Annotated in this window: 22 protein-coding genes and 2 pseudogenes; 16 read left to right on the forward strand and 8 right to left on the reverse strand. The window is 70.2% G+C overall.

Annotation, left to right across the window (positions count from 1 at the left end; genetic code table 11):
• Positions 1-4: 4 nt before the first annotated feature.
• Together OH768_RS52650 and OH768_RS52655 are read right to left on the reverse strand one after the other, a co-directional pair.
• Positions 5-586 carry a hypothetical protein gene (locus OH768_RS52650; RefSeq protein ID WP_406464706.1) on the reverse strand — a complete coding sequence of 194 codons (582 nt, stop codon included), beginning with the start codon at positions 584-586 and terminating at the stop codon, positions 5-7.
• Between the two features lie 125 nt (positions 587-711).
• A complete protein-coding gene (locus OH768_RS52655) occupies positions 712-1,104 on the reverse strand; it encodes an STAS domain-containing protein (RefSeq protein WP_406464707.1) in 393 nt (130 codons plus the stop codon).
• A gap of 213 nt (positions 1,105-1,317) precedes the next feature.
• Here OH768_RS52655 and OH768_RS52660 point away from each other — a divergent pair, with 213 nt between their 5' ends.
• The 6 genes from OH768_RS52660 to OH768_RS52685 all read left to right on the forward strand — a co-directional run bounded on the left by OH768_RS52660 (position 1,318) and on the right by OH768_RS52685 (position 6,429).
• Positions 1,318-2,415 (forward strand): zinc-dependent alcohol dehydrogenase family protein, encoded by a 1,098-nt coding sequence (locus OH768_RS52660; protein WP_406464709.1) that lies wholly within the window; start codon positions 1,318-1,320, stop codon positions 2,413-2,415.
• A complete protein-coding gene (locus tag OH768_RS52665) occupies positions 2,408-3,157 on the forward strand; it encodes a pyridoxamine 5'-phosphate oxidase family protein (RefSeq protein WP_406464710.1) in 750 nt (249 codons plus the stop codon). The genes OH768_RS52660 and OH768_RS52665 overlap by 8 nt, the downstream gene beginning before the upstream one ends.
• A 49-nt stretch (positions 3,158-3,206) precedes the next feature.
• The gene (locus OH768_RS52670) at positions 3,207-3,653 is read left to right on the forward strand and encodes a pyridoxamine 5'-phosphate oxidase family protein (protein WP_406464712.1); all 447 of its coding nucleotides are present in this window, start codon (positions 3,207-3,209) and stop codon (positions 3,651-3,653) included.
• Between the two features lie 440 nt (positions 3,654-4,093).
• Complete coding sequence (locus tag OH768_RS52675) at positions 4,094-4,543, forward strand: hypothetical protein (protein ID WP_406464714.1); 450 nt, start codon at positions 4,094-4,096, stop codon at positions 4,541-4,543.
• 295 nt (positions 4,544-4,838) lie between these two features.
• Entirely contained in the window at positions 4,839-5,672 is an 834-nt protein-coding gene (locus OH768_RS52680) for a universal stress protein (RefSeq protein WP_406464715.1), read from the forward strand.
• A gap of 136 nt (positions 5,673-5,808) precedes the next feature.
• Positions 5,809-6,429 carry a hypothetical protein gene (locus OH768_RS52685; RefSeq protein WP_406464716.1) on the forward strand — a complete coding sequence of 207 codons (621 nt, stop codon included), beginning with the start codon at positions 5,809-5,811 and terminating at the stop codon, positions 6,427-6,429.
• A gap of 610 nt (positions 6,430-7,039) precedes the next feature.
• Here OH768_RS52685 and OH768_RS52690 read toward each other — a convergent pair.
• From OH768_RS52690 to OH768_RS52700, 3 genes are all read right to left on the reverse strand, one after another.
• The gene (locus tag OH768_RS52690; protein WP_406464718.1) at positions 7,040-7,516 is read right to left on the reverse strand and encodes a pyridoxamine 5'-phosphate oxidase family protein; all 477 of its coding nucleotides are present in this window, start codon (positions 7,514-7,516) and stop codon (positions 7,040-7,042) included.
• Between the two features lie 267 nt (positions 7,517-7,783).
• Positions 7,784-8,320 carry an HPP family protein gene (locus tag OH768_RS52695; RefSeq protein WP_406464719.1) on the reverse strand — a complete coding sequence of 179 codons (537 nt, stop codon included), beginning with the start codon at positions 8,318-8,320 and terminating at the stop codon, positions 7,784-7,786.
• Between the two features lie 108 nt (positions 8,321-8,428).
• A complete protein-coding gene (locus OH768_RS52700) occupies positions 8,429-8,830 on the reverse strand; it encodes a hypothetical protein (RefSeq protein ID WP_406464720.1) in 402 nt (133 codons plus the stop codon).
• Positions 8,831-9,155: 325 nt separating this feature from the next.
• On the opposite strand from OH768_RS52700, the gene OH768_RS52705 reads away from it, so the two are divergent.
• From OH768_RS52705 to OH768_RS52735, 7 genes and pseudogenes are all read left to right on the forward strand, one after another.
• The gene (locus OH768_RS52705) at positions 9,156-10,883 is read left to right on the forward strand and encodes a GAF domain-containing protein (protein WP_406464721.1); all 1,728 of its coding nucleotides are present in this window, start codon (positions 9,156-9,158) and stop codon (positions 10,881-10,883) included.
• A gap of 254 nt (positions 10,884-11,137) precedes the next feature.
• The gene (locus tag OH768_RS52710; protein WP_406464722.1) at positions 11,138-12,433 is read left to right on the forward strand and encodes a transcriptional regulator; all 1,296 of its coding nucleotides are present in this window, start codon (positions 11,138-11,140) and stop codon (positions 12,431-12,433) included.
• Between the two features lie 57 nt (positions 12,434-12,490).
• A complete protein-coding gene (locus OH768_RS52715; RefSeq protein WP_406464723.1) occupies positions 12,491-14,011 on the forward strand; it encodes an aldehyde dehydrogenase family protein in 1,521 nt (506 codons plus the stop codon).
• 14 nt (positions 14,012-14,025) lie between these two features.
• The gene (locus OH768_RS52720; RefSeq protein WP_406464725.1) at positions 14,026-14,247 is read left to right on the forward strand and encodes a DUF779 domain-containing protein; all 222 of its coding nucleotides are present in this window, start codon (positions 14,026-14,028) and stop codon (positions 14,245-14,247) included.
• Between the two features lie 45 nt (positions 14,248-14,292).
• A pseudogene (locus OH768_RS52725) lies at positions 14,293-14,820 on the forward strand (alcohol dehydrogenase catalytic domain-containing protein); the annotation flags it as partial.
• Between the two features lie 22 nt (positions 14,821-14,842).
• Positions 14,843-15,895 (forward strand): annotated as a pseudogene (locus OH768_RS52730) (MBL fold metallo-hydrolase); the annotation flags it as partial.
• Between the two features lie 36 nt (positions 15,896-15,931).
• Complete coding sequence (locus OH768_RS52735) at positions 15,932-16,165, forward strand: MBL fold metallo-hydrolase RNA specificity domain-containing protein (RefSeq protein WP_406465803.1); 234 nt, start codon at positions 15,932-15,934, stop codon at positions 16,163-16,165.
• Positions 16,166-16,535: 370 nt separating this feature from the next.
• Here OH768_RS52735 and OH768_RS52740 read toward each other — a convergent pair whose 3' ends face one another.
• The 3 genes from OH768_RS52740 to OH768_RS52750 all read right to left on the reverse strand — a co-directional run bounded on the left by OH768_RS52740 (position 16,536) and on the right by OH768_RS52750 (position 18,097).
• Positions 16,536-17,048 (reverse strand): universal stress protein, encoded by a 513-nt coding sequence (locus OH768_RS52740; RefSeq protein ID WP_406464726.1) that lies wholly within the window; start codon positions 17,046-17,048, stop codon positions 16,536-16,538.
• A 140-nt stretch (positions 17,049-17,188) separates the two neighbouring features.
• On the reverse strand, positions 17,189-17,842 hold the full coding sequence (locus OH768_RS52745) for a DUF4389 domain-containing protein (protein WP_406464727.1): 654 nt from the start codon (positions 17,840-17,842) through the stop codon (positions 17,189-17,191).
• Between the two features lie 30 nt (positions 17,843-17,872).
• Positions 17,873-18,097 (reverse strand): hypothetical protein, encoded by a 225-nt coding sequence (locus tag OH768_RS52750; protein ID WP_406464729.1) that lies wholly within the window; start codon positions 18,095-18,097, stop codon positions 17,873-17,875.
• A gap of 358 nt (positions 18,098-18,455) precedes the next feature.
• Between OH768_RS52750 and OH768_RS52755 the strand changes: the two genes are divergently transcribed.
• The 3 genes from OH768_RS52755 (at position 18,456) to OH768_RS52765 (ending at position 20,725) form a co-directional block, all read left to right on the forward strand.
• Positions 18,456-19,355, forward strand: a complete 900-nt coding sequence (locus OH768_RS52755; RefSeq protein ID WP_406464730.1) for a universal stress protein — start codon at positions 18,456-18,458, stop codon at positions 19,353-19,355.
• A 15-nt stretch (positions 19,356-19,370) separates the two neighbouring features.
• Positions 19,371-19,640 carry an SHOCT domain-containing protein gene (locus tag OH768_RS52760; protein ID WP_406464731.1) on the forward strand — a complete coding sequence of 90 codons (270 nt, stop codon included), beginning with the start codon at positions 19,371-19,373 and terminating at the stop codon, positions 19,638-19,640.
• Between the two features lie 257 nt (positions 19,641-19,897).
• Positions 19,898-20,725: a universal stress protein gene (locus OH768_RS52765; protein WP_406464732.1), complete on the forward strand. Its 828-nt coding sequence runs from the start codon at positions 19,898-19,900 to the stop codon at positions 20,723-20,725.
• Positions 20,726-20,812 lie beyond the last annotated feature (87 nt).

Here is a 20,812-nt window from a genome sequence, read left to right on the forward strand (position 1 = left end):
GACATCAGCTGGTCTTGCGCCCCCAACTCGGCCCCACAAGCTTCCACTCCGTGCCCCAGGAGTCGATACGGCGCTGGTCCAGCCGGTACCGTGCGACGGCCCCGGTGCCGAACGCCATACCGGCGAAGGCGAGCGTGGCGGTCAGACCCAGGACGGCGGATTCGAGAGTCGCCTCCTTCGAACTCGGCGGCTCGATGGTGAAGTTGCCTGCGGAGTCCAGCCAGACCACGACCTTGGATCCGGCTTTCTGTCCCGTGTCCACCAGCGCGCTGCCCGTGCGGCGGGTGCCGTCGGCGGTCGTCCAGCGGACCTTCGCCTTGATCAGGTCGCGCGCCCCGCCGGGCGTCGAACTCGCGGGCGGGGTGTCCGTCAGGAGTACCGCATGCACGGAGTGCCGCTCGGTGTGCTGCGCGGCGAACACCTCGTCGGCGGCGTGAAACGTCACCATGCCCGCTAGTGCGCCGCCCACCGCGACGACCGCCCACACGACCAGGACGATCCAGGCCTCGACGATGTCCTCGTGCCGGCGCAACGGGTTGCTCCGCAACCGCCACAGCCGCTTCTTCACATACCTGTTCCTGCCCATGAGTCTGCACCTCCTCGTTGTGGTCGTCCCCTCGAAGGTGTCAGTCGGGAACGTGGCGTCGCTTGGGCCGAACAGGGGCTGCGGCGTGCCCCATCGGCACTGCATCCGGCACTCGGACGGGCCGTTCAGCCCGCTGTGGCGGAGGCTTCGCCCGACTCCGGCTTGGAGGCCAGGGCGTTCGGCAGCCGCGCGTGGATCTCGAAGACGCCGCCGAGCTCGGCGTGGCGCAGGATCCGCAGGAAGCCTGTGTCACTGGCGACGAATCGAAGCCGTCCGTCCCGGGCCGCTGTCCGGTTCCGTGCCCGGCACAGCACACCCAGCCCTGCACAGTCGATGAACGACACGGAGCGCAGGTCCACTACGAGATCGGGGCGGGGGCCGGCGGTCAGCCTGTCCAGATATGCCGACAGCGGCTGCCCCGTGAGGAGGTCGATCTCGCCGCGCAGCGCCACGACGGTCGTCCCGGCGATCACACGTTCCGAGGAGCGCAGGACGGCAGTGGTGTGGATCTCGGTCATGGTGCGAGCCAACCGGCCAGACGGTCCCGCCCGGAAGGGCCGAGCGGCCCCGTCCACCTGTTCGATCTGGGGCCGTTCGGCCCAACCCACGACTGCTCGGCCACGACGACCCCGTCCGGCCGGACGATGAGGGCCGACCGGCCCAAGCCAGGACCGACAGACCCGGACACGCTGGACACGCGGGGGCAGTCGACCGAATGAGGAAGGAACGTCATGAAGGGCTACGTCTTCCACGGCCCGGGACAGTCCTCCTGGGATACCGTCCCGGATCCCGGCATCAAGGACGCCACCGACGTGATCGTGCGCGTCGACGCCGTCACCATCTGCGGAACCGACCTGCACATCCTCAAGGGCGACGTGCCCGAGGTGCGCCCCGGCACGATCCTCGGCCACGAGGCGGTCGGCGAGGTCGTGGAAGCGGGCTCCGACGTGCGGACCGTACGGCCCGGGGACCGGGTCCTGGTCTCCTGCATCACCGCCTGCGGGCGCTGCGCCTACTGCCGCAAGGCCATGTACGGACAGTGCCGCGACGGTGGAGGCTGGATCCTCGGCCACCTCATCGACGGCACCCAGGCCGAGTACGTGCGTGTGCCTCACGCCGACCTCTCCGTCCACCCGCTGCCGAGCACGCTGGACGCCAAGGACGCGGTCATGCTGGCGGACATTTTCCCCACCGGGTACGAGGTGGGCGTGCTCAACGGACAGGTGCGCCCCGGAGACACCGTCGCCGTCGTCGGCGCGGGCCCGGTCGGGCTGGCCGCGATCGCCACGGCTCGGCTGTTCTCGCCCGAGCGCGTCGTCGCCGTGGACCTGGCTGCCGCCCGGCTGGACGCGGCGAAGCGGTTCGGCGCCGACGCAGTCGTGGACGCCCGTGAGACGCCCGAGCAGCTGATCGCCGATCTCACCGGCGGGATGGGGGCGGACGTCGTCATCGAGGCGGTCGGCGTGCCGGAGACTTTCGAACTGTGCACGCGCATGGTGCGGCCCGGAGGCCACGTCGCCAACGTCGGTGTCCACGGCAAGCCCGCGACCCTGCACCTCGAAGACCTGTGGATCAAGAACATCACCATCACCACCGGCCTGGTCGACACCCACTCCACACCCACCCTGCTGAGGATGGCGGCAGCCGGGCGGCTTCCCACCTCGCAACTGGTCACCCACACCTTCCCGCTCGACCGCATGGAGGAGGCGTACGACGTCTTCGCCAAGGCGGCCGACACCGGCGCCCTCAAGGTGGTGCTCGGCGGGACCCGGCATGAGGAAGTCGCCGTCCTGGCAGCAGGACGAAAGGAAGTGACGAGCCATGCCTGACCCGTTTCCGCTGAGCGTGACAGAGGGCTCACCCACGGGTGATCTCGGACGCCGGATCGCCGTACGGCGTACGGCGCTGGGCCTCACCCGGGAGGAGGCGGCAGCCCAGGCGGGCGTGGCAGCGAGCTACCTCCAGTACCTGGAGGAATTCCCCGGTGCCGCCCCGGGCCGGAGCGTTCTCCTCAGGCTCGCCGGGGTCCTGCGAACCACCGTCACCGACCTCGCCGGAGGCGACAGCGACCAGACGCCCGGCCCGGGGCGGGCCGGCTCCGACCCCGAGTTCACTGAGCTGACCGTCCAGGAGTGCCGCGAGCTGCTGTCGACGCACGGGGTGGGCAGGGTCGCGGTACCCACCGCATCGGGACCCGTCATCGTCCCCGTCAACTACAGCGTGGTCGACGGCGCGATCGTGTACCGGACCGCTCCTGCTGCGATGCCGTCCCGGGCGGCGGGCTGCCAGGTGACCTTCGAGATCGACCGTATCGACGACGCGTTCGGCGAAGGCTGGAGTGTGCTGGCGCTCGGCCGGGCGCGGGCCGTGACGGAGCCCGACGACGTGCGGCGTCTGACGGAACACGCGTTCAGCACGCCGTGGGCCGGCGGGCCACGCGAGGAGTGGGTCCGGATCGACGCGCTGAGCCTCACCGGACGTCGGATCGCCACGCGCCAAGGGACCTTCTCCGAAGCGAGCGGGACTGATGGCCCCTCACCCGCCGACCCCGCCGGGCGAAACATGGAGTGAGACCCACAGACCCCCAGACCCGCGCACAGGGCGAGAGACGGACTGGCTGATGTATTCCAACGACGGATTCCGCGAACTGGAACGACACGAGTGCCTGCGCCTGCTGGCCAAGGTGCCCGTCGGCCGGATCGTCCACACTCGCCAGGCCATGCCCGCCGTACTGCCCGTGAACTTCTCTCTGGATCACGACGGGGCGGTGCTGCTGCGCACCTCCGCGGCCTCGGAGTTGGTGCGCGCGATCGACGGCTCGGTGGTCGCCTTCGAGGCCGACGAAGTCGATGCTGTTGCGCACTCCGGCTGGAGCGTCGTCGTGACCGGGTCGGCCACCGTGGTGACCGACCCGGCCGAACACGAACGCCTGACCCGAACCGGCCCGTCCTCCTGGGTGCCCTCGCCCCAGGAGGTCTTCGTCCGCGTCGAGCCCGAGCTGGTGACGGGACGTGAACTCGTGGGTGGGCGCTCGATGTACGGGGTGGATCTCACTGGCGCAACCTGATGACCGGGGGCCGTTCCTACGGCGGCCTGCTGTCCGTAAACCCTTAGCCCCGGCGAGGGGTACTTGGCACCATCCGACGGGTGGGAACGGCACAGCAGACATCGCGACAGCACCTCGTCTCCCAGGTCCTGCTCAGGCGGTTCACGATGCCTGGGCCGAAGGGCAGCGGTCGCAGTTGCTTCCGTTTGACCTGCGAAACCCTGGACGCCGGCACAAACTCAAGACCACACGGTCATGCGGCTGGGCGAAGAACTTCGTCGCGTTCGACTCCGTATCCGCCGAAGAGCTGTGGTGCGCGGTGGAGCGGCGCGTCCCGGCAGCGTTGTCCGCTGTGCACGCCGGCACCCCCTTCGCCGACCCGCTTCATATGGCAACAGTCGAAGATCACGTTCACGTCCCGTGAGCGACGGAATGTCCGCGACGCGGTCAAGTTCACGGAAGTGACGCTGGAGCAACGCCTGCTGGCTCTGGCCGAGGGCCTCGGCGCAGACGTCTGCGCGTGGCTGTTCGCCGAGACCGTCCGTCCCTGGGCCTTCGTCACCGCGCGAATGCGTAACGTGCTCAGCCACGGTTTTGCGGCATCCGACGGCGTCCGTGAAGAGCCTGGCGCGCTCGCGGGAGCGCTGCGCCTGACGGAAGTGGTGATCACACTCCGACTTGTCACCGATGCGGGCTTGCCCTACGGCGCCGACCTGCTTGCCCGGCTCGACCGACACCGCGGCCTGCGCTCACTCTCGAAGCAGACGGTTGCCAACTGGTACGCACTGGCACGCCGGATCAGTCCGCAGCAGTGGGCGCCGCCGGATCCCGGCCCTCAACCCGCCACCGGCAATGCCGAAGCCCTCGAAGAGGGAACAACGGATCCAACTCCTCCGGTGCCGCCCGCGTAGCACTGCGAGGGAACGCAGGTTTTCCGCCCTCGCAGGGAGTGAACGGTGCTGGCGGATTCCCTATCGGTGAGGCCACGCGCGTCAGGTCTCCCCCTTTCTCTTCGCCCGTGGCAGGACGACGCCTGGACCGTACGGCCCCACAAGAAGGGGCCGTACGGCGTGTTGGCAGGTTCCCGTGGCCCCTGACTTGGTCCGTCCGTGCGGGACGAGCATCGCCAGCGGAGCCGTTGTGCGCATGGGCGGCCCCTTCCCGCCGAACACGGTGAGCACGCAACAGTCAGAAGGGAAACGGGACATGACTCTCCATCATGTGGTCGTCGGAGTGGACGGTTCACTGGTCTCGGTCCGGGCGCTGGACTGGGCCGCGGACGAAGCCTCGCGCCGAGGCGTCGAACTGGTCGTCGTGTACGCCGTGCCCGACAGCGACGAGGCCGGACCGGTCCTGGCGTCCGCGGTCACGCGCCTCACGGCACGTCACCCCGAGCTGTCGGTGGTGACCAAGGACGCCGTCGGCGGTCCGGTACGCACGCTCGTGCGGGAGAGCGAGGGCGCGGATCTCACCGTCGTAGGAACCCGCGGCATGGGCGGTCTCGCAGGCCTGCTGTTCGGCTCGGTGAGCCTGCGGCTGGCCGTGCACGTGCGCAGCCCGTTGCTCGTCGTCCGCGGAGACCACCCGTGCGACGACGGACGGCCCGTGCTGCTCGGCCTGGAGGGCGACAGCGACCAGGACACAGCGCTCTACGCTTTCCAGGAGGCCGAGCGGCGCGGTGTCCCGCTGCATGTCCTGCACTCCTGGACCCACCGGCACGTCACCCCCGAACTGCCCTCCCTGGCCCCGGCCATGAGCCCGGGCCAGGAGCAACTCGCCCAGCAGGGAAGGGCGGAGGAGTCCGTACCACGCTTCACCCTGGCCCGGCTGAGCGAGCAGCACCCCGGTATCCAGGTCGAGAGTCGCACGGTCCGTACCGGGCCGGCGCACACCCTGCTGGAGGCCACGCGCGACTGTGCCGTCGTGGTCGTCGGTGCCCGTCACCGCACCCACCGGTTCGGCCCGCGGGTGGGTCCGGTGGCGCACACGCTGCTGCACCGCTCCCACTGTCCTGTCGTAGTGGTGCCGACCGCCAAGTGACCCGGCAGACAGTGCCGTTCGGGCCCTCGACCGGGGACCTGTAGCCCCTCTGCCGCCGGCGCCCGCCGCGAGACATTGAGGGCGCAACGAGAGTCGTCGAATCCCAAGCGTCGTTCCCTCGAAAGGGATGAGCATCATGGCAGTCCAAAACCACCCCCAACACCACCCGCGATTCCGCTTCCCGTCCTTCCACCGGACCGGAACGGCACAGGCCGCCACCGACACGACGGCGGCGACCACCCTGGCGCGTGCCTACGCGTTCTCGTCCCTGCGTCTGGTCACCGGGTTCGTCTTCTTGTGGGCGTTCTTGGACAAGACGTTCGGGTTCGGTTATGCGACTCCGTCCGGCAGGGGCTGGATCGATGGCGGTTCGCCGACGAAGGGTTTCCTGAGTTCGGTGGCGGCAGGTCCGATGGAGTCGACGTTCCATGACTGGGCCGGTGCGGGCTGGGCGAACTGGCTGTTCATGCTCGGTCTGCTGGGCGTCGGTGTCGCGTTGGTTGCCGGTGTCGCGCTGCGGCTTGCCGCGGTGGCGGGTACGGCGATGATGGCGCTGATGTGGATCGCCGAGTGGCCGCCCGCGAAGCACCTGTCCGACGGCACGCTGAGCATGTCGTCCAACCCCTTTGCCGACTACCACCTCATCTACGCCGTTGTTCTGATCGCCCTCGCGGCGGCGGGCGCCGGTGTCACCTGGGGTCTCGGCAAGCTCTGGGCCACGCTGCCCATCGTCCGCGACCACAACTGGCTGAAGTAGACAGTCGGTTACCCGTCGCGGCCGGGGTGCCACCGCCAACTGGCGGTGGCACCCCGGCCGTTCGTGTGCCATCGCGTACCGCCGCAGTCGGCTTGGACGGCTCACCGAACGCCTTGCCGCTGCCGACCGGGCCGCCCGCCAGACGGCTTCGTACTGTGACGTCGCACTGGTCTCGATCGCGGCGAACTCCACGACGTGGTAATCGAGTTCGCCTCCGAGGCGGCCGAGTGTGGTGGCGCCGCCCTGCGGATCGTGGACGGCTGGAAGGAGCTGTCCGGTCCGTCCGATGCGCCGACGTGGGAACCGTTGATCGACGTACTGAGGGCGTGGCGGGACAAGTTCCCCAGCGTCGAGATGATCGAGGAGGCCGTGGCCGGCCGGGCCGGTTCACACCTGCCCGACGTTGCACATGACGCCTCGCTGCTCGTCATCGGCCACAGGCAGCGGGTCGGTCCGCTCGGCAGCCCGGTGACCCATGCGGTGCTACGCGGCGCCCGTAGTGCTGGTTCCTCACGACTGACGCGCTTTTGTCGGGGCGGTGAGCGGCCGATGTGCGCGACCATGCCCGCCCGTCCGAGACTTGGACGGGCGGGCACCGGAGAGTCAGGTGTCAGGCCTCGGTCGGCTGGTCGACGGGGACGAGCAGGAGGCCGGTGATCAGGTCCGGGTGGATGCGGACCGCGTAGTCCATCGGCTGCCGCACCCAGGGATGCAACAGTGCCTGATACCGGGCCAGTTCGCGGGGGTCGGTGACCAGGTGGGCGTATCCCGTGACCACCACGCTCCAGCCGAGGTGAGTGTCGGGGTCGATGGCGTCGGCTTCGTAGGCCACGACGACTCCCGGGCCGTCGGCCTGGAGGGTGCGCGAGGTCAGGGCCGCGCCCTCGTGTGTGCGGATGACGATGTTCCCGTTGTCCACGATGTGGTTCACCGGGCGGATGGTCGGCAGCGCCTGCCGGGTGAAGGCGATCCTCCCCATCGGCACGCTGCCCAGTAGCCGCAGTGCCTCCGCGTCGTCGATCTCGACGGTCCCGAGCTGCGGCTCCGCGGCGATCGGCTGCACTCGGTCCGGGGCCTTGGGTGGCATTCTGGCGGGTTCTTCGCTCACTGCTCGATGTCTCCGGCCTGCGGCCCACCGGAGCACCCGGGTGGCGGCCGGTGGGTGTGGCGTCTGGGGTTGATCAGGCCATTCGAACCGCTCTGGTGCTGGTCAGGCTAGGGCCGTTCGGCCCTGTGAGGTGTCCGATCGGCCCTTTGCCCAGGAGTCTGCGGTGCGGGCGGTGGGCCGTCGTGGACGCGGTGGTGAGGCCGTTGACCATTCCGGCAACGCCCTCCAGCCGCCACACCGCCCGGATCACTTTCGGGACGTCGCTACGGCGCTCCACAGTCCCGTCAGGGTGACCAGGCCGTCGCGGACGAGCACGGTGACGGTGTCGGGGGCCAGACCGAGAGCGCCGACCAGGACGTCGTCGATCACTTCACGGCGGATGTCCCCGTCCGTACGGAGGAAGACCCGGAGCAGATCGCGGCGGGTGGCGATGCCGATCAGGCGGTCCTCCTCGTCCACCACGGGCAGCCGCTCGATGCCACGGCGTTGCATCACCCGCGCGGCGTCCGGGACGGGCTGCTCCGGATGCACGGTGACCGCGGGCGTCGACATCAGGTGCTCCGCCGTGGCGATGCAGCCCTCTTCGGCGCGCGCCCGGCGTGCCTGCTCACGCACCAGATCGGTCCCGGAGATCACCCCCAGTACCTTGTCGTCGTGGTCGACGACGGGCACCTCGCTGATCCGGTGCCGCTCCAGTAGCCGGACCACCTCCCTGAACGCGGTCATGGGATGCGCCCGGACGACGTCACTGGTCATCACTTCACCGACGGTATGGGTTTTCACGGCACTCTCCTCCTCACCTGCACCGGAGGGGAACGGCTGTCCAACTGCCAGGCCGGAGGCGGCCGTTCCCCTCGGGCCTGGCGACGAGGTCGCCGCTCGGGACATGCCTCACGGATCCTGTCGACCGTCCGGCGGGCCGCCGCGCCACGGGGGCGGCGTGGCCGACCTGCGAGCCGTGTCCTCACGGTGCACCACCCGGTCCAGTCGGTTGCGCAGCCGGTCCTGCAGCCGGTCCGCGAGCTCGTGTGCGCTCGCTTCCCGAGCATGGACGACGAGGAGATCGCTGCCCACCCGGATCTCGGCCCCGGCCGACCACGGCTGCTCGGCATGGTGCGCCGCGGCCCTGACGATCCGCACCTCTCCGCCGACGGGAGCGAGCCCCGGGCGGTCGAGGACCGCGCTCAGCTTGGCCCGCAGATAGCTGAGTGCTTCCTCGTCCACGTCCCCCTCGGTCCGTACCTGTACGGAGGCGGGCGAAGGGGTCTGGCTGCCGGTGTCCTTGAGCGTCATCTGCTCCACTCCTTTGATCGTTCGTCAGCAGTTCCAGACTGGCCCTGGTGCTGAGGGCGCGCCCAGGGCCGCCTGGCCCTGTGTACGGGCCGGTAGGCCCCGTTCCCGCGTCGTCGAACCGCTCGGGCCGAGCTCGGCGTCGAGCGTGTCATCGCCACGCGGGCCGGGGACCGCACGGGAAGGAGGGGCCATTGGATGAATTCCCGGTCCCGGACTTTCCTCAAGGGGCGTGATCCCATATCCCCACCGACTCGGGGGCGGCTACCGTGGCACATGACCGGACTGGTCGGCCGACTGTGTTGTTAGCGGATCTGGAGGATCACCGGTGGGAAGCCCTGAGGAGTCCCGGGTGGCCAGGGTCCGGCTGCCGCAGCTGAAGATGGACGATCTGCTGGAGGAGCTGCAGGCCCGTCTGGACACCGCTCGGGGTACGCGTGACCGGGTGCACAGCCTGCTGGAGGCGGTCCTTTCGGTCGGCCGGGAGCTGGACCTGGAACAGGCACTGCACAGCATCGTGGAGGCGGCGGCGGTCCTGGTCGACGCCGAGTACGCCGCGCTCGGTGTGATCACCCCGGACGGCAAGGCACTGTCGGCCTTCCACACGATCGGCGTCACCGAGGAACAGATCGCCGAGATCGGCCCCTATCCGCAGGGCCACGGCATCCTGGGCGAGCTGATCCGCCACCCGGAGCCGCTGCGACTGACGAAGATCTCCCAGCACCCCGCGTCGTACGGCTTCCCGGCCAATCACCCGCCGATGAACAGCTTCCTCGGTGTCCCGATCCGGGTGCGTGACCAGGTCTTCGGCAACCTGTACCTGACCGAGAAGCGCGGCGGTGTGCAGTTCGACGAGGATGACGAGTCGGTGCTGTCGACGCTGGCCGTCGCGGCTGGTGTCGCGATCGACAATGCTCGCCTCTACGAGGAGTCCCGGCTGCGTGAGCGCTGGCTTCGGGCCAACGCCGAGGTCACCCACGGGCTGCTGTCCGGATGTGCGCGTGCCGACGTCCTCGCCCTGATCGCCGCGCGGGCCGGTGAGATCACGGGGTCGGCCCTCGCGGCGGTGGCGCTGCCGATGGAGGACACCGGGTCGCTCGCCGTGGAGATCGCCGTCGGGATGGACGCCGAGGCGCACCAGGGGCTCGTCCTGTCCGTGGACCGCAGCCTGATGGGGCTGGCCTTCTCCAGCGGCGCTCCCGTCACCAGCGCGGATGTCGGCAACGAAGGTCGCATCTCGCTGGATCCGCCGCGCTTCGGGGGACTCGGCCCCGCCGTGGCCGTGCCTATCGGTACGAGCGAGGCGGGTGTGCGCGGCGTGGTCCTGCTGGCGCGGGAAGCCGGGCGGCAGCCTTTTTCGGCGACGGAGACCGAGACCCTTCAGGCCTTCGCCGCCCAGGCGGCCGTTGGGATGGAACTGGCCGACCACCGCCGGGACGCGCAGGAGATCGCGGTTCTCCAGGATCGCGACCGCATCGCCCGTGACTTGCACGACCTGGCCATCCAGCGGCTGTTCGCCACCGGTATGACCCTGCAGAGTGCCGGCCGCTTCATCGAGCACGAGGAGGCCGCCGAACGCGTGGTGCGAGCGGTGGACGACCTGGACGAGACGATCAAGATCATCAGGTCTACGATCTTCGGCCTACGGGCGCGTGACGGCGGCGCCGGGACGGGGCTGCGGGCTCGTGTGGTGCGCGCGGTCGGCGAAGCCGCTCCTCTGCTCGGTTTTGCCCCCAGCGTCCGGATGGAGGGCCTGGTCGACACCGACGTGCCCCGGGAGATCGCCGACCACGTGATCGCTGTGCTGTCCGAGGCGCTGACCAACATCGCCCGGCACGCTCAGGCCGACCGCGCCGACGTCGCTCTGATGACCGACGGCCGCGAGGTACGTCTGTCGGTCACCGACAACGGCGTGGGCATACCGGCCGAGGGCCGGCGCAGCGGACTGCGGAACATGGGGGAGCGGGCCGAGCAACTGGGCGGAGAGTTGGTGTGGACCACGCCGCCAGGCGGCGGCACCACGCTCGTGTGGAAGGTACCGGTGACCGATAAGTAGGCGCTCGCTCCGCCACCGCAGGTCGCTCCTCCCAAGCCCTGGCCGGACCGCGAACGGCCGGGAACCCCGGACGTCATCCAACCGCGGCTTCCACATGCCCGGCACGCCGGCGACCGCCGAGTGTCCTCTCCGCCGGTCAGTCCTCGTGTGGGCCCGAGGGACCCGGCCGCCGGGGCCGTTCGGCCTCTGCACCCCAGCTCGATATACGGCTGAGGTGGGTGTGACGGATCCGGAGAAGGCACGTGGGAGGTGCGATGGAAGCTCCCGTCACCACCTCGGTTCACGCCCTGCGCACAGCACACGAGCAGTTCGTGACCACGCCCGGAGCGGCGCCGCGGGTACGAGACCTGATCGCCGACTCGTGGCGGCGCTGCGCGGTGCGCGGCGTCCACCCCGACGGCAGTGGGCTCCCGCCGCTGCGCGTGACCGCCGCGGAACTGACCGCGTACCGGCGCGCCCACCCGCTGGCCTTGGTCCTGCCCCTGTTCCGGGAGCTACTGGGGGACGCTGCCCCCGACGACGGGCACGTCTTCGCGGTCGCCGACACCGACGGCACCTTGCTGTGGGTCGAGGGCGACACCGCGACGATCGAACGCGGCGAGCGGATGCACTTCGCCGAGGGAGCCGTCTGGTCCGAGGAGCGGGCGGGGACCAACGCCCCTGGTACCGCACTGGAGTTGGGGCGCCCGGTCCAGATCGTGACCGGTGAGCACTACAGCTGCGCCGTGCACGCCTGGTCGTGCGCCGCCGCCCCTGTGCGCGACCCGTCCACCGGACGCGTCCTCGGCGTGATCGACCTCTCCGGAGGGGGCACCATTGCCTCACCCCCCGCCCTGGCGGCCGTACGAGGAGCGGCTCTCGCCGCGGAGGCGCACCTCGCCCGGACGATGGCCGTGCCGGCCCCGATCGGATGTGATGACGGGGTACGGCTGAGCGTGCTGGGTCGGGACAGCGCCCTGCTGGAGCACGGCGGGCGCGTCCTGCGGCTCAGCCCACGGCACAGCGAGATCGTGCTGACGCTCGCCCTGGCCGGCCACGGAGTGACGGGCGACCGGCTCGCCGTGGAACTGTCGGATCGCGAGGTACCACCCTCTACGCTCCGGGCCGAGATGACCCGGCTGCGTGCCGTCCTCGGCCCCGCCCTGCTCGGCTCCCGGCCGTACGCCCTGCTGTGTCCGGTGCGAACCGACTTCGGTGAGGTCTCCGCGCTGCTCGCCGAGGGGCGGGTGGCACAGGCCCTCGCCCGTTACCCCGGTCCGCCGCTGCCGCGCTCCGATGCCCCGTTCGTGGTGGAGCAACGGCGGTCCCTGGAGCAGCAGTTGCGCGGAGCCGTCCTGGGCAGCGGGGATCCCGGGCTGGTGCGCCGCTGGGTGGATGCCGACTGGGGAGCCGATGACGCCGTCGCGTGGTCGGTACTCGCCCGCACCCTGCCGAACGGGACGCCGCAGCGCGCCGCGGCGGCGGCCCGGGCCCGCGGCCTGGACTTCGCGGAGGCCCTTCCGCCGCAGGTCGTACGGCATGCAGCGGTATTGCAGCGTGCGCGTTCCTAGCGTCTTGAGCATCACCACGATCGTCGTGATGAGAAACCCGAGGACAAGGGGACGGTCATGAAGTACCAGCCTCCGGGCCGGGCCGGCAGCCCCGTGGATGTCGCGCCCCGCTACGAGAACTTCATCGGCGGCAAGTGGCAGGCACCCACCACCGGCGAGTACTCGCCCAACCTGTGCCCCGCCACCGCCCAGCCGATCTGCGAGGTCCCGAAGTCCGGACCCGAGGACATCGAACTCGTCCTGGACGCCGCGCACTCCGCACAGCCCAAGTGGGGTGAGGCCTCCACCACTCAGCGCGCCGCCGCCCTCAACGCGGTCGCCGACGCCATCGACGCCCACCGCGAGGAACTGGCGATTGCGGAGAGCTGGGAGAACGGCAAGCCGGTCCGCGAGACCCTTGCCGCCGACATCCCCCTGGCCGCCGACCACTTCCGCTACTTCGCGGCGGCGATCCGCGCCGAGGAGGGCCGGACCACCGAGATCGACAAGGACACGGTGGCCTACCACTTCAACGAGCCGCTGGGCGTGGTCGGACAGATCATCCCGTTCAACTTCCCGCTGCTGATGGCCGCGTGGAAGCTGGCCCCGGCGCTCGCCGCCGGCAACGCCGCGGTGATCAAGCCCGCCTCCCCGACCCCGTGGTCCATCCTCAAGCTGATGGAGGTCATCGGCGACCACTTGCCGCCCGGTGTCCTCAACGTCGTCAACGGCCCCGGCGCCCAGATCGGCAAGGCCCTCGCCACGAACAAGCGCATCGCCAAGGTCGCCTTCACCGGCGAGACCACCACCGGCCGCCTGATCATGCAGTACGCGGCCCAGAACATCATCCCGGTCACGCTGGAGCTGGGCGGCAAGTCGCCGAACATCTTCTTCAACGACGTGGTTGCCCACGACGACGACTTCCTCGACAAGGCCGTCGAAGGACTCGTCCTGTACGCGTTCAACAAGGGTGAGGTCTGCACCTGTCCCTCGCGCGCCCTCATCCAGGAGGACATCTATGAGGAGTTCATGGGCCGTTGCCTGGAGCGCATCCGCGCCATCAAGCAGGGCGACCCGCTCGACACCGCGACCATGATCGGCCCGCAGGTCTCCAAGCAGCAGATCGAGAAGATCGCGTCGTACGTCGAGATCGGACTCAAGGAGGGCGCGGAACTACTCGTCGGCGGCCACCGGCCCACCATGGAAGGTGAGTTCGCCAACGGCTACTTCTACGAGCCGACCGTCCTCAAGGGCCACAACAACATGCGGGTGTTCCAGGAGGAGATCTTCGGACCCGTCCTCGCCGTCACCACCTTCAAGGACGAGGCCGAGGCCCTGGAGATCGCCAACGACACGCTCTACGGCCTCGGGGCCGGCGTGTGGAGCCGCGACACCGGCCGCACCTACCGGATGGGCCGCGCCATCAAGGCCGGCCGGGTCTGGACGAACTGCTACCACCAGTACCCCGCGGGTGCCGCGTTCGGTGGCTACAAGGTCTCCGGCATCGGCCGCGAGAACCACAAGATGATGCTCGATCACTACAGCCAGACCAAGAACCTCCTGGTCAGCTACAGCGATAAGCCGCTCGGCCTGTTCTAGAGGAGCGCAGCGACATGCCCGGAACAGTCGAGTACGGCACCGTCGGGCGCGTCACGGCAACGCGTGCGGCGCGCAAGGCCATCGCGGCCCTGCGCGCCGCCCACGGCAGCCCCGTGATGTTCGTCCAGTCGGGCGGCTGCTGCGACGGCAGCGACCCGATGTGCTTCCCCGGCGCCGAATTCGCCCTGGGAGACGGCGACATGCTCGTCGGCGTGGTGGACGGCTGCATTTCGTGACCCGGGTCGAGGCGGCCCGGTGCGGGACCACTTGAGGAGCAGATCATGAAGGCAGCAGTCGTCACCGACTTCGGCAAGCCTCTGGAGATCCAGGACGTGCCCACACCCGGCCCCGGCCAGGTGCTCGTGAAGATGGAGGCCTCCGGCCTCTGCCACACCGACATCCACGCGGCCCACGGCGACTGGCCGGTCAAGCCGCAACCACCCTTCGTCCCCGGTCACGAGGGCGTCGGCCCCGTGCAGGCCGTGGGCGCGGGCGTCTCCGCCGACCTGATCGGCAAGCGGGTCGCCGTCCCCTGGCTCGGCTCGTCCTGCGGCACCTGCCGCTACTGCGTCTCCGGCTGGGAGACCCTCTGCGAGAGCCAAGTCAACTCCGGCTACTCCGTGGACGGTTGCTACGCCGAGTACGCCGTCGCCGGCGCCGGTGCGATCGTCCGGGTCCCCGACGGCGTGTCGTCCTTCGACGCGGCACCGCTGACCTGCGCGGGCGTCACCACGTACAAGGCGATCAAGGTCGCCCGGGTGACCCCGGCCGAACGGGTCGCGGTCTTCGGCGTCGGCGGTCTCGGTCACCGGCAGCAAGTTCCTCGTCGAGAGCGACCACGCGCGCTTCCTCGTGGACTGCGGCCTCTTCCAGGGCCTGGCCGATCTGCGCCGGATGAACTGGCGGCGGCTGCCCTGCGACGCGGCCGACATCGAGGCGGTCGTCGTCACCCACGCCCACCTCGACCACTGCGGATACCTGCCCAGGCTGGTGCGTCACGGCTTCCACGGCCGCATCGTGACGACCGAGTACAGCGCACGCCTCATCGAGATCGTGCTCCGGGACAGCGCCAAGCTCCAGATCGAGGCGGCCGAGCACGCCAACGACCACGGCTGGTCCAAGCACCGGCCCGCGCAGCCGCTGTACGACGACGCGGACGTCGACCGCACGCTCAAGCTCATCGACCCGGTACCGACCGGCGTGAGCACCGAACTCGCCCCGCACACCCACCTCACGCTGCACCCGGCAGGCCACATCCTCGGCTCTGCCTGGGCGCTGCTCACCCTGGAGGACGGGCACACCCTCGCGGTCAGCGGCGACCTCGGCCGCCCCGGACATCCCCTGCTACGGCCTCCAGAGCTGTTCTCCGGGGCGGATGTCCTCCTCATGGAGTCGACGTACGGCAACCGACGTCACGAGGAGGACTCCGGGCGGGCCCACTTCGCCGACGTCCTGACCCGCACCCTCAGGAGGGGCGGCACGGTCGTCATCCCGGCGTTCGCCATCGACCGCACCGAGGTGGTCCTGCACGAGCTCGCCGAACTCCGCCGCCGGGGCCTGCTTCCCGCTGCCGTACCGGTGTACGTCGACAGCCCGATGGCGCTGGCCGCGTTGGACGTCTACCGGGACGCCGTCGTCGCCGGGGCTCCTGAGCTGCGCTCCGAGGTCACGGCCGCCGGCACGGACGTGTTGAGCCCCGAGCCGTTCCTCGCGGCCCGGACCGTTCAGGAGTCGATCGAGATCGGCGGTTCGACCGGGCCCGCCGTCATCGTCTCGGCGTCCGGTATGGCCACTGGAGGCCGCGTCCTGCACCACCTGGAGCGCCTGCTGCCCGATCCGCGCAACACCGTCATGGTGGTGGGCTTCGCGGCCAAGGGCACCCGGGCCCGCGACCTCGTAGACGGAGCCAAAGCGCTCAAGATGTTCGGCGAATATGTCCCCGTGCGTGCACAGGTCGCCGACGTACCGCACTTCTCTGCCCACGCGGATGCCGCCCAGATCATCGACTGGCTGCGCGGCGCGCCCGCCCCGCACACCACCTATCTGGTGCACGGAGAGCCCGACGCGGCCGAAGCCCTGCGGGACCGTATCGACCAGACCCTGGGTTGGACGGCCGTCGTGCCGCGCTCGGGCGAGCGGGTGCTCGTCCGCTGACGAGGCACGCCCCCTCTCGGGTCAGTACGGGAGGCGGTGTCCGGACTGGATGCGCAGGTCGAGCGGCGCGGGCCGGCGCGGAATCGAGGGGCGCTTGGTCTCCTGTATGCGCTTCATGACCGCCGCCTCCTGGATTCCCGCGGACCGGGTGCTTCTCACCCGGCGACCGCGTATGGAGTCAGCCTTGTTCCATGACCGCTCGTACGACGATGGGGCCTTGGACCCCGGTCCGTGGGCCACAGCGACCACGCACCAGAGCCGACCGGCCCCACCTCCTCGTACCCCGGACGGCACACCCCTTACCCCTCCGGCAAGAGAACCGGCCCGGACCCCAGGTCCGAGCCGTTAGGTCTTCCGGCTGCCCACGGCGCTAGGAGGCACGACTCCCGGCCAGTGAAGGCGAGTTGGTGGCTTTCGCTGACTCCTGTGACCGGTCCGCGATCGGAACGGTCACCACGGGGACGGTCGCGTGCCGCAGGCACTCACGGCCCACCGGGCCGACCGAGGGCAGTCCGAAGTTCCCGTGCGCCTTGCGTCCCAGGGCCAACAGCATGGCGCCGCTGGCCTGTTGGAGCAGTACGCGGGCGGGCGGTCCCTCCAGCACGATGCGAAGAACGGCATCGCCGGTCCGGGGTCCCAGGGCCTCGCGCACGGTGGCGGCGAGGATCTGGGCGGCCCGTTCGTGCTGTTGGGCGAGCGTCGGGCCGGCGGGCGCCGGGGCGTAGGGCGCGTGTCCTCTCGCGGCCGGTTCCCAGGCGTGCACGGCGACGAGGTCCGTGTGCAGGGCTGTTGCCTGCTCGGCTGCCCAGCGCAGGGCCGCCATCGACGGCTCGGAGCCGTCGACGCCCACCACGATGCTGGTGCCGTCGGTGTGTCCGGTCATGGCAGCCTCCCTGGTCGGTCTCTTGTCACTACGATGGCTCGGACACGGCGGCCTTGGCGTGGGCCGACGGGGCCGTGTCCGGGCCCAACGGGCCCTTGCCGTCCGGGTCCTGAAGATCCGGGCCCCGACAGGCGCCGTGCTCAGGACGCGGCTCCGGGTTCCTCACCTCCCTGGTCGAGCCGGAACGGCGGGTAGACGTCGGTGAGGAGCGCCGCGTAGGCGACCACGCGCAGCACCCACCGGTTGAGCCCGATCACCAGGTCGAACAGGCCGCGCGGGTAACGCCCGGTGGCGGCCAGCGAGACCCCGGCGAACACGGCAAGCAGCGCGATGAGCCCGCCCGACGCCCAGGGCAACTTGAGCCCGCCGAGGAGGAATCCCAGGACCAGGTAGTGCGGAACGGCCAGAAGCCACCACTTCACCAGGACCAGACCGCGGGACAACTGCTCCGGGTACGCCACGTCCCAGTGAGCGGGGTAGTCGGGCACGTCGGCGAGGGCGAAGGGCGGGTAGCGGTCGGTGCCCAGGGCGCCGTACGCGTAGTACGCCACGCGCCAACTCCACCGCAGCACACCGGTGTTGAAGTCGAACAGCGGGCGCGGGTAGCGGCCGGTGAACAGAACCGAGAAGAAGGCCACCGCGCTTGTCCCCACGAACGCCACCCACAGGAAGAACAGGACGACGTAGTGGGGGAGGGCGAGCAGCCACTTCACCAGCCACAGCCAGCGCGACAGGGACGGATCGAGGTCCGCGGTCAACCGGGCGGGGTGGACCGCGGGCATTGCTTCATTCATGGCGAACGATCCTTTCGGGGACTGTCGCGGTCAACTCCGGTAGTCCCGGTGGTCGTCGTGCTTGCCGATGTAGTGCCGTTCCTCGATGACGGCCTCGCGCTCGCCCGGCCACAGGACGACGCCCCGGGTACTCATGAACGTGATGAGCCCGACGACTCCCGCCGCCATCAGCAGGAAGCCGACGACGAACGAGCTGTAGCCGAACACCAGGCAGCCGCCCAGTACGGTCGCGCCGATCAGAATGAGAGGAACCATGACGGTCTCCTTCAGTTGGACGCGCGGTCCTCGGGATGCCGTCTTGGCAAGGAGCCGGCGGCATCCTTCGTCCGGCATCAGCGCCAGCGTCTCGCTCTGATCTCCGGCGGCCCAGGGGCTGAGCGGGCAAGAGGCCGGGCCGAGTGGCCCTCGTCCCGACCGGCCATAGGGCCGTGTGGCTGCGGCTGACCCATCGGCAGGAGCGAAGCCGTGCCGGCCGGGCTCGTGAACTGACCGTCGATGACAGGGAGATGGGGCCGGTTGGTCCTGTGGGGGGCCTGACGGCCTCTCCCAACGTCGGCGATGGAGGAACAACGCTGGCATCGAGGAACACACCGAATATGGGGAGGTGCGGATCATGCTTGCGTCCGTCATGGCCGGAGTGGACGGATCTGCGGAGAGCTTGGCCGCTGCGGAATGGGCGGCCCGTGAAGCGCTGCGCCGCGGTCTGCCGTTGCGGCTCGTGCACGTCTGGGAGCGGCATCCGCGTCCGGCGGAGGAAGAGTCCGAGAGCGCGGTCCAACGGCATCTGGCGCGGAGTTCTCTGCGGCAGGCGCAGGACCGGGTCCGGGCGGTGTGTCCGGACGTGCGCCTGGTCAACGAGCTGGTGGAGGGGCCCGCGATCGCGGAGCTGCTGAAGGCGGCCGAGGAGGCCGAACTGCTGGTGTTGGGTTCGCGCGGCCTGAGCGGGTTCGCCGGGTTCCTGGTGGGCTCGGTCGCGCAGGGTGTGGTGGCCCGCGCCACCCGTCCCGTGGTTCTAGTCCGGGGCGGCGAGACGGCTGCTGACGAGCTCCTGCCGACCGACAACAACAGGGTCGGCCGGCGGACCGGCTACCGGGACGTGGTACTGGCCGTCGACCTGGACGCACCGGGCGACGCCGAGATCGAGTTCGCCTTCGAGGCAGCCCGGCTGCGCGGCGCGCGGCTCCGTGTCGTCCACGCCTGGCAGACGCCGGTCCTGGGGCTCGGTCCCGGCGAGATCGACCTGCTCAACGACCCGCACCGGGCGGAGGAATGGCAGAACCTCCTGACCGGCGCGCTGCGGTTGTGGCGCGACAAGTACCCCGACGTCGAGGTCGTCGCGACGGTCACCAAGGACCGGCCCCAGACCGCGTTGATCCGGGCCTCCTCCGGAGCGGGTCTGCTCGTCGTCGGCCATCGCATCGCCGAGCGGCCTGTCGGCCGCCGTACCGGCCCGGTGACTCACGCCGCCATCCAGCACGTCGACTGCCCGGTCGCCGTGATCTCGCACGTCTGAGGAGCGACCATCGTGATGACGTACTGGAACCAACACAACATGAGCGGCTGGGACTGGTTCGCGATGTCGATCGGCTCGGTCCTGCTGTGGGCCGTGCTCCTGACCGTCGCCGTCCTGCTCATCCGCAACCAGATCCACACCTCCCAGCGCTCGAACACCGTCGCCGCGCCCCCGCCCGAGCAGGTGCTTGCCGACCGGTTCGCCCATGGGGAGATCGACGAGGAGGACTACCGCAACCGTCTGGCCGTCCTGCGTACGGACGGCTCTGGGCTCACCGAGCACTGAGGTCCGGGGTGGGACGACGATCGGCGGCAGAGGCCCGTCCGCCGCCCCACCCCGGTGCGTTCCGGCAGCGCGGGCTGTCCGTCGAGGGGGCTGACCGACCGGGTACGCGTCGGGCCCAACGGGTCTGCAGCCGGGACCTGTTGGTGTGGTGATGGGTCCGTCCGGCCCCTGTGGGAGTGCCGGGGGCCGCACGAGTCTTGAGTCCAGTGGAGCGCCTCTTCCGTCCAGGGAGGGTGCCTGGAGAGGGGTGGACTGTCATGAGTGGACCCGTGGTCGTGGGAGTGGACGGTTCGCGGTCGAGTCTGGCGGTGGTGGAAGTCGCCGCGCAGCAGGCAGAGCGACTCGGAGTCGGCCTCGAGCTGATGCAGGTCATCGGTTGGCCGTCCGCAGGCACACCGTCCGCAATTCCCTCGTGGGATGCGATCAGGACCGGTGCACTGGCCGAGGCCGAGCGACGTGCGCACAGCGCCGCACCGGGCGTGAGGATCTCGCGCGAAGTTCTTGTCGGTGAACCCGGGAACCTGCTGGCGGCTGAGTCGGACCGCGCGTCCCTGACCGTTGTCGGAAGTAACGGCACCCGAGGACACGGCACCCTGCGCGACCACTCGCTCGCCGGGCGCCTGTCCGCACGAGCGTCCGGTCCCCTGCTGGTGGTGCGTGGCAGGCCGAACCCGGCCGGCCCCGTGCTGCTCGCCGTCCACGGTATGTCGACACTTCGTGAAGCCGCCGAATTCGCCTTCGCCGAGGCCTCGTTGCGGGGAGCCGATCTGGTGGCTGTGCATCTGCGGCTGGTCGTCGCCACGCGGCCGTACGGCGGGTCCGGTACCGCCGTGGCGGAGGACGACGAGGACTTCGCGCTCGCCGAGAACTTGTCCGAGCTGCGTAAGCGGTACCCGGACGTCAATCTGAGCTGCCGTCGGCCACACGGTCGATCCCGCCGGGCTCTCGTCGAGGCCAGCGGTGACAGCCAGCTCCTGGTGGTGGGTGTGCGTGGCCGGTCCCGGTTCGGAGGCGGCCTGCTGGACCCGGTCGGCCGGACGGCTCTGTACGAGGCGGACTGCCCCGTCGCCCTCGTCCGCTGCTAGCCCCGGCGGACGACCGCATCGGAGAGTGGCCGGTGGAACACCAGATGGTGTTCCACCGGCCACTGGCACGTGCGGCGGACGATCGGG

Origin of the sequence: Streptomyces sp. NBC_01622 (assembly GCF_045209635.1) — a bacterium.
GTDB lineage: Bacteria > Actinomycetota > Actinomycetes > Streptomycetales > Streptomycetaceae > Streptomyces.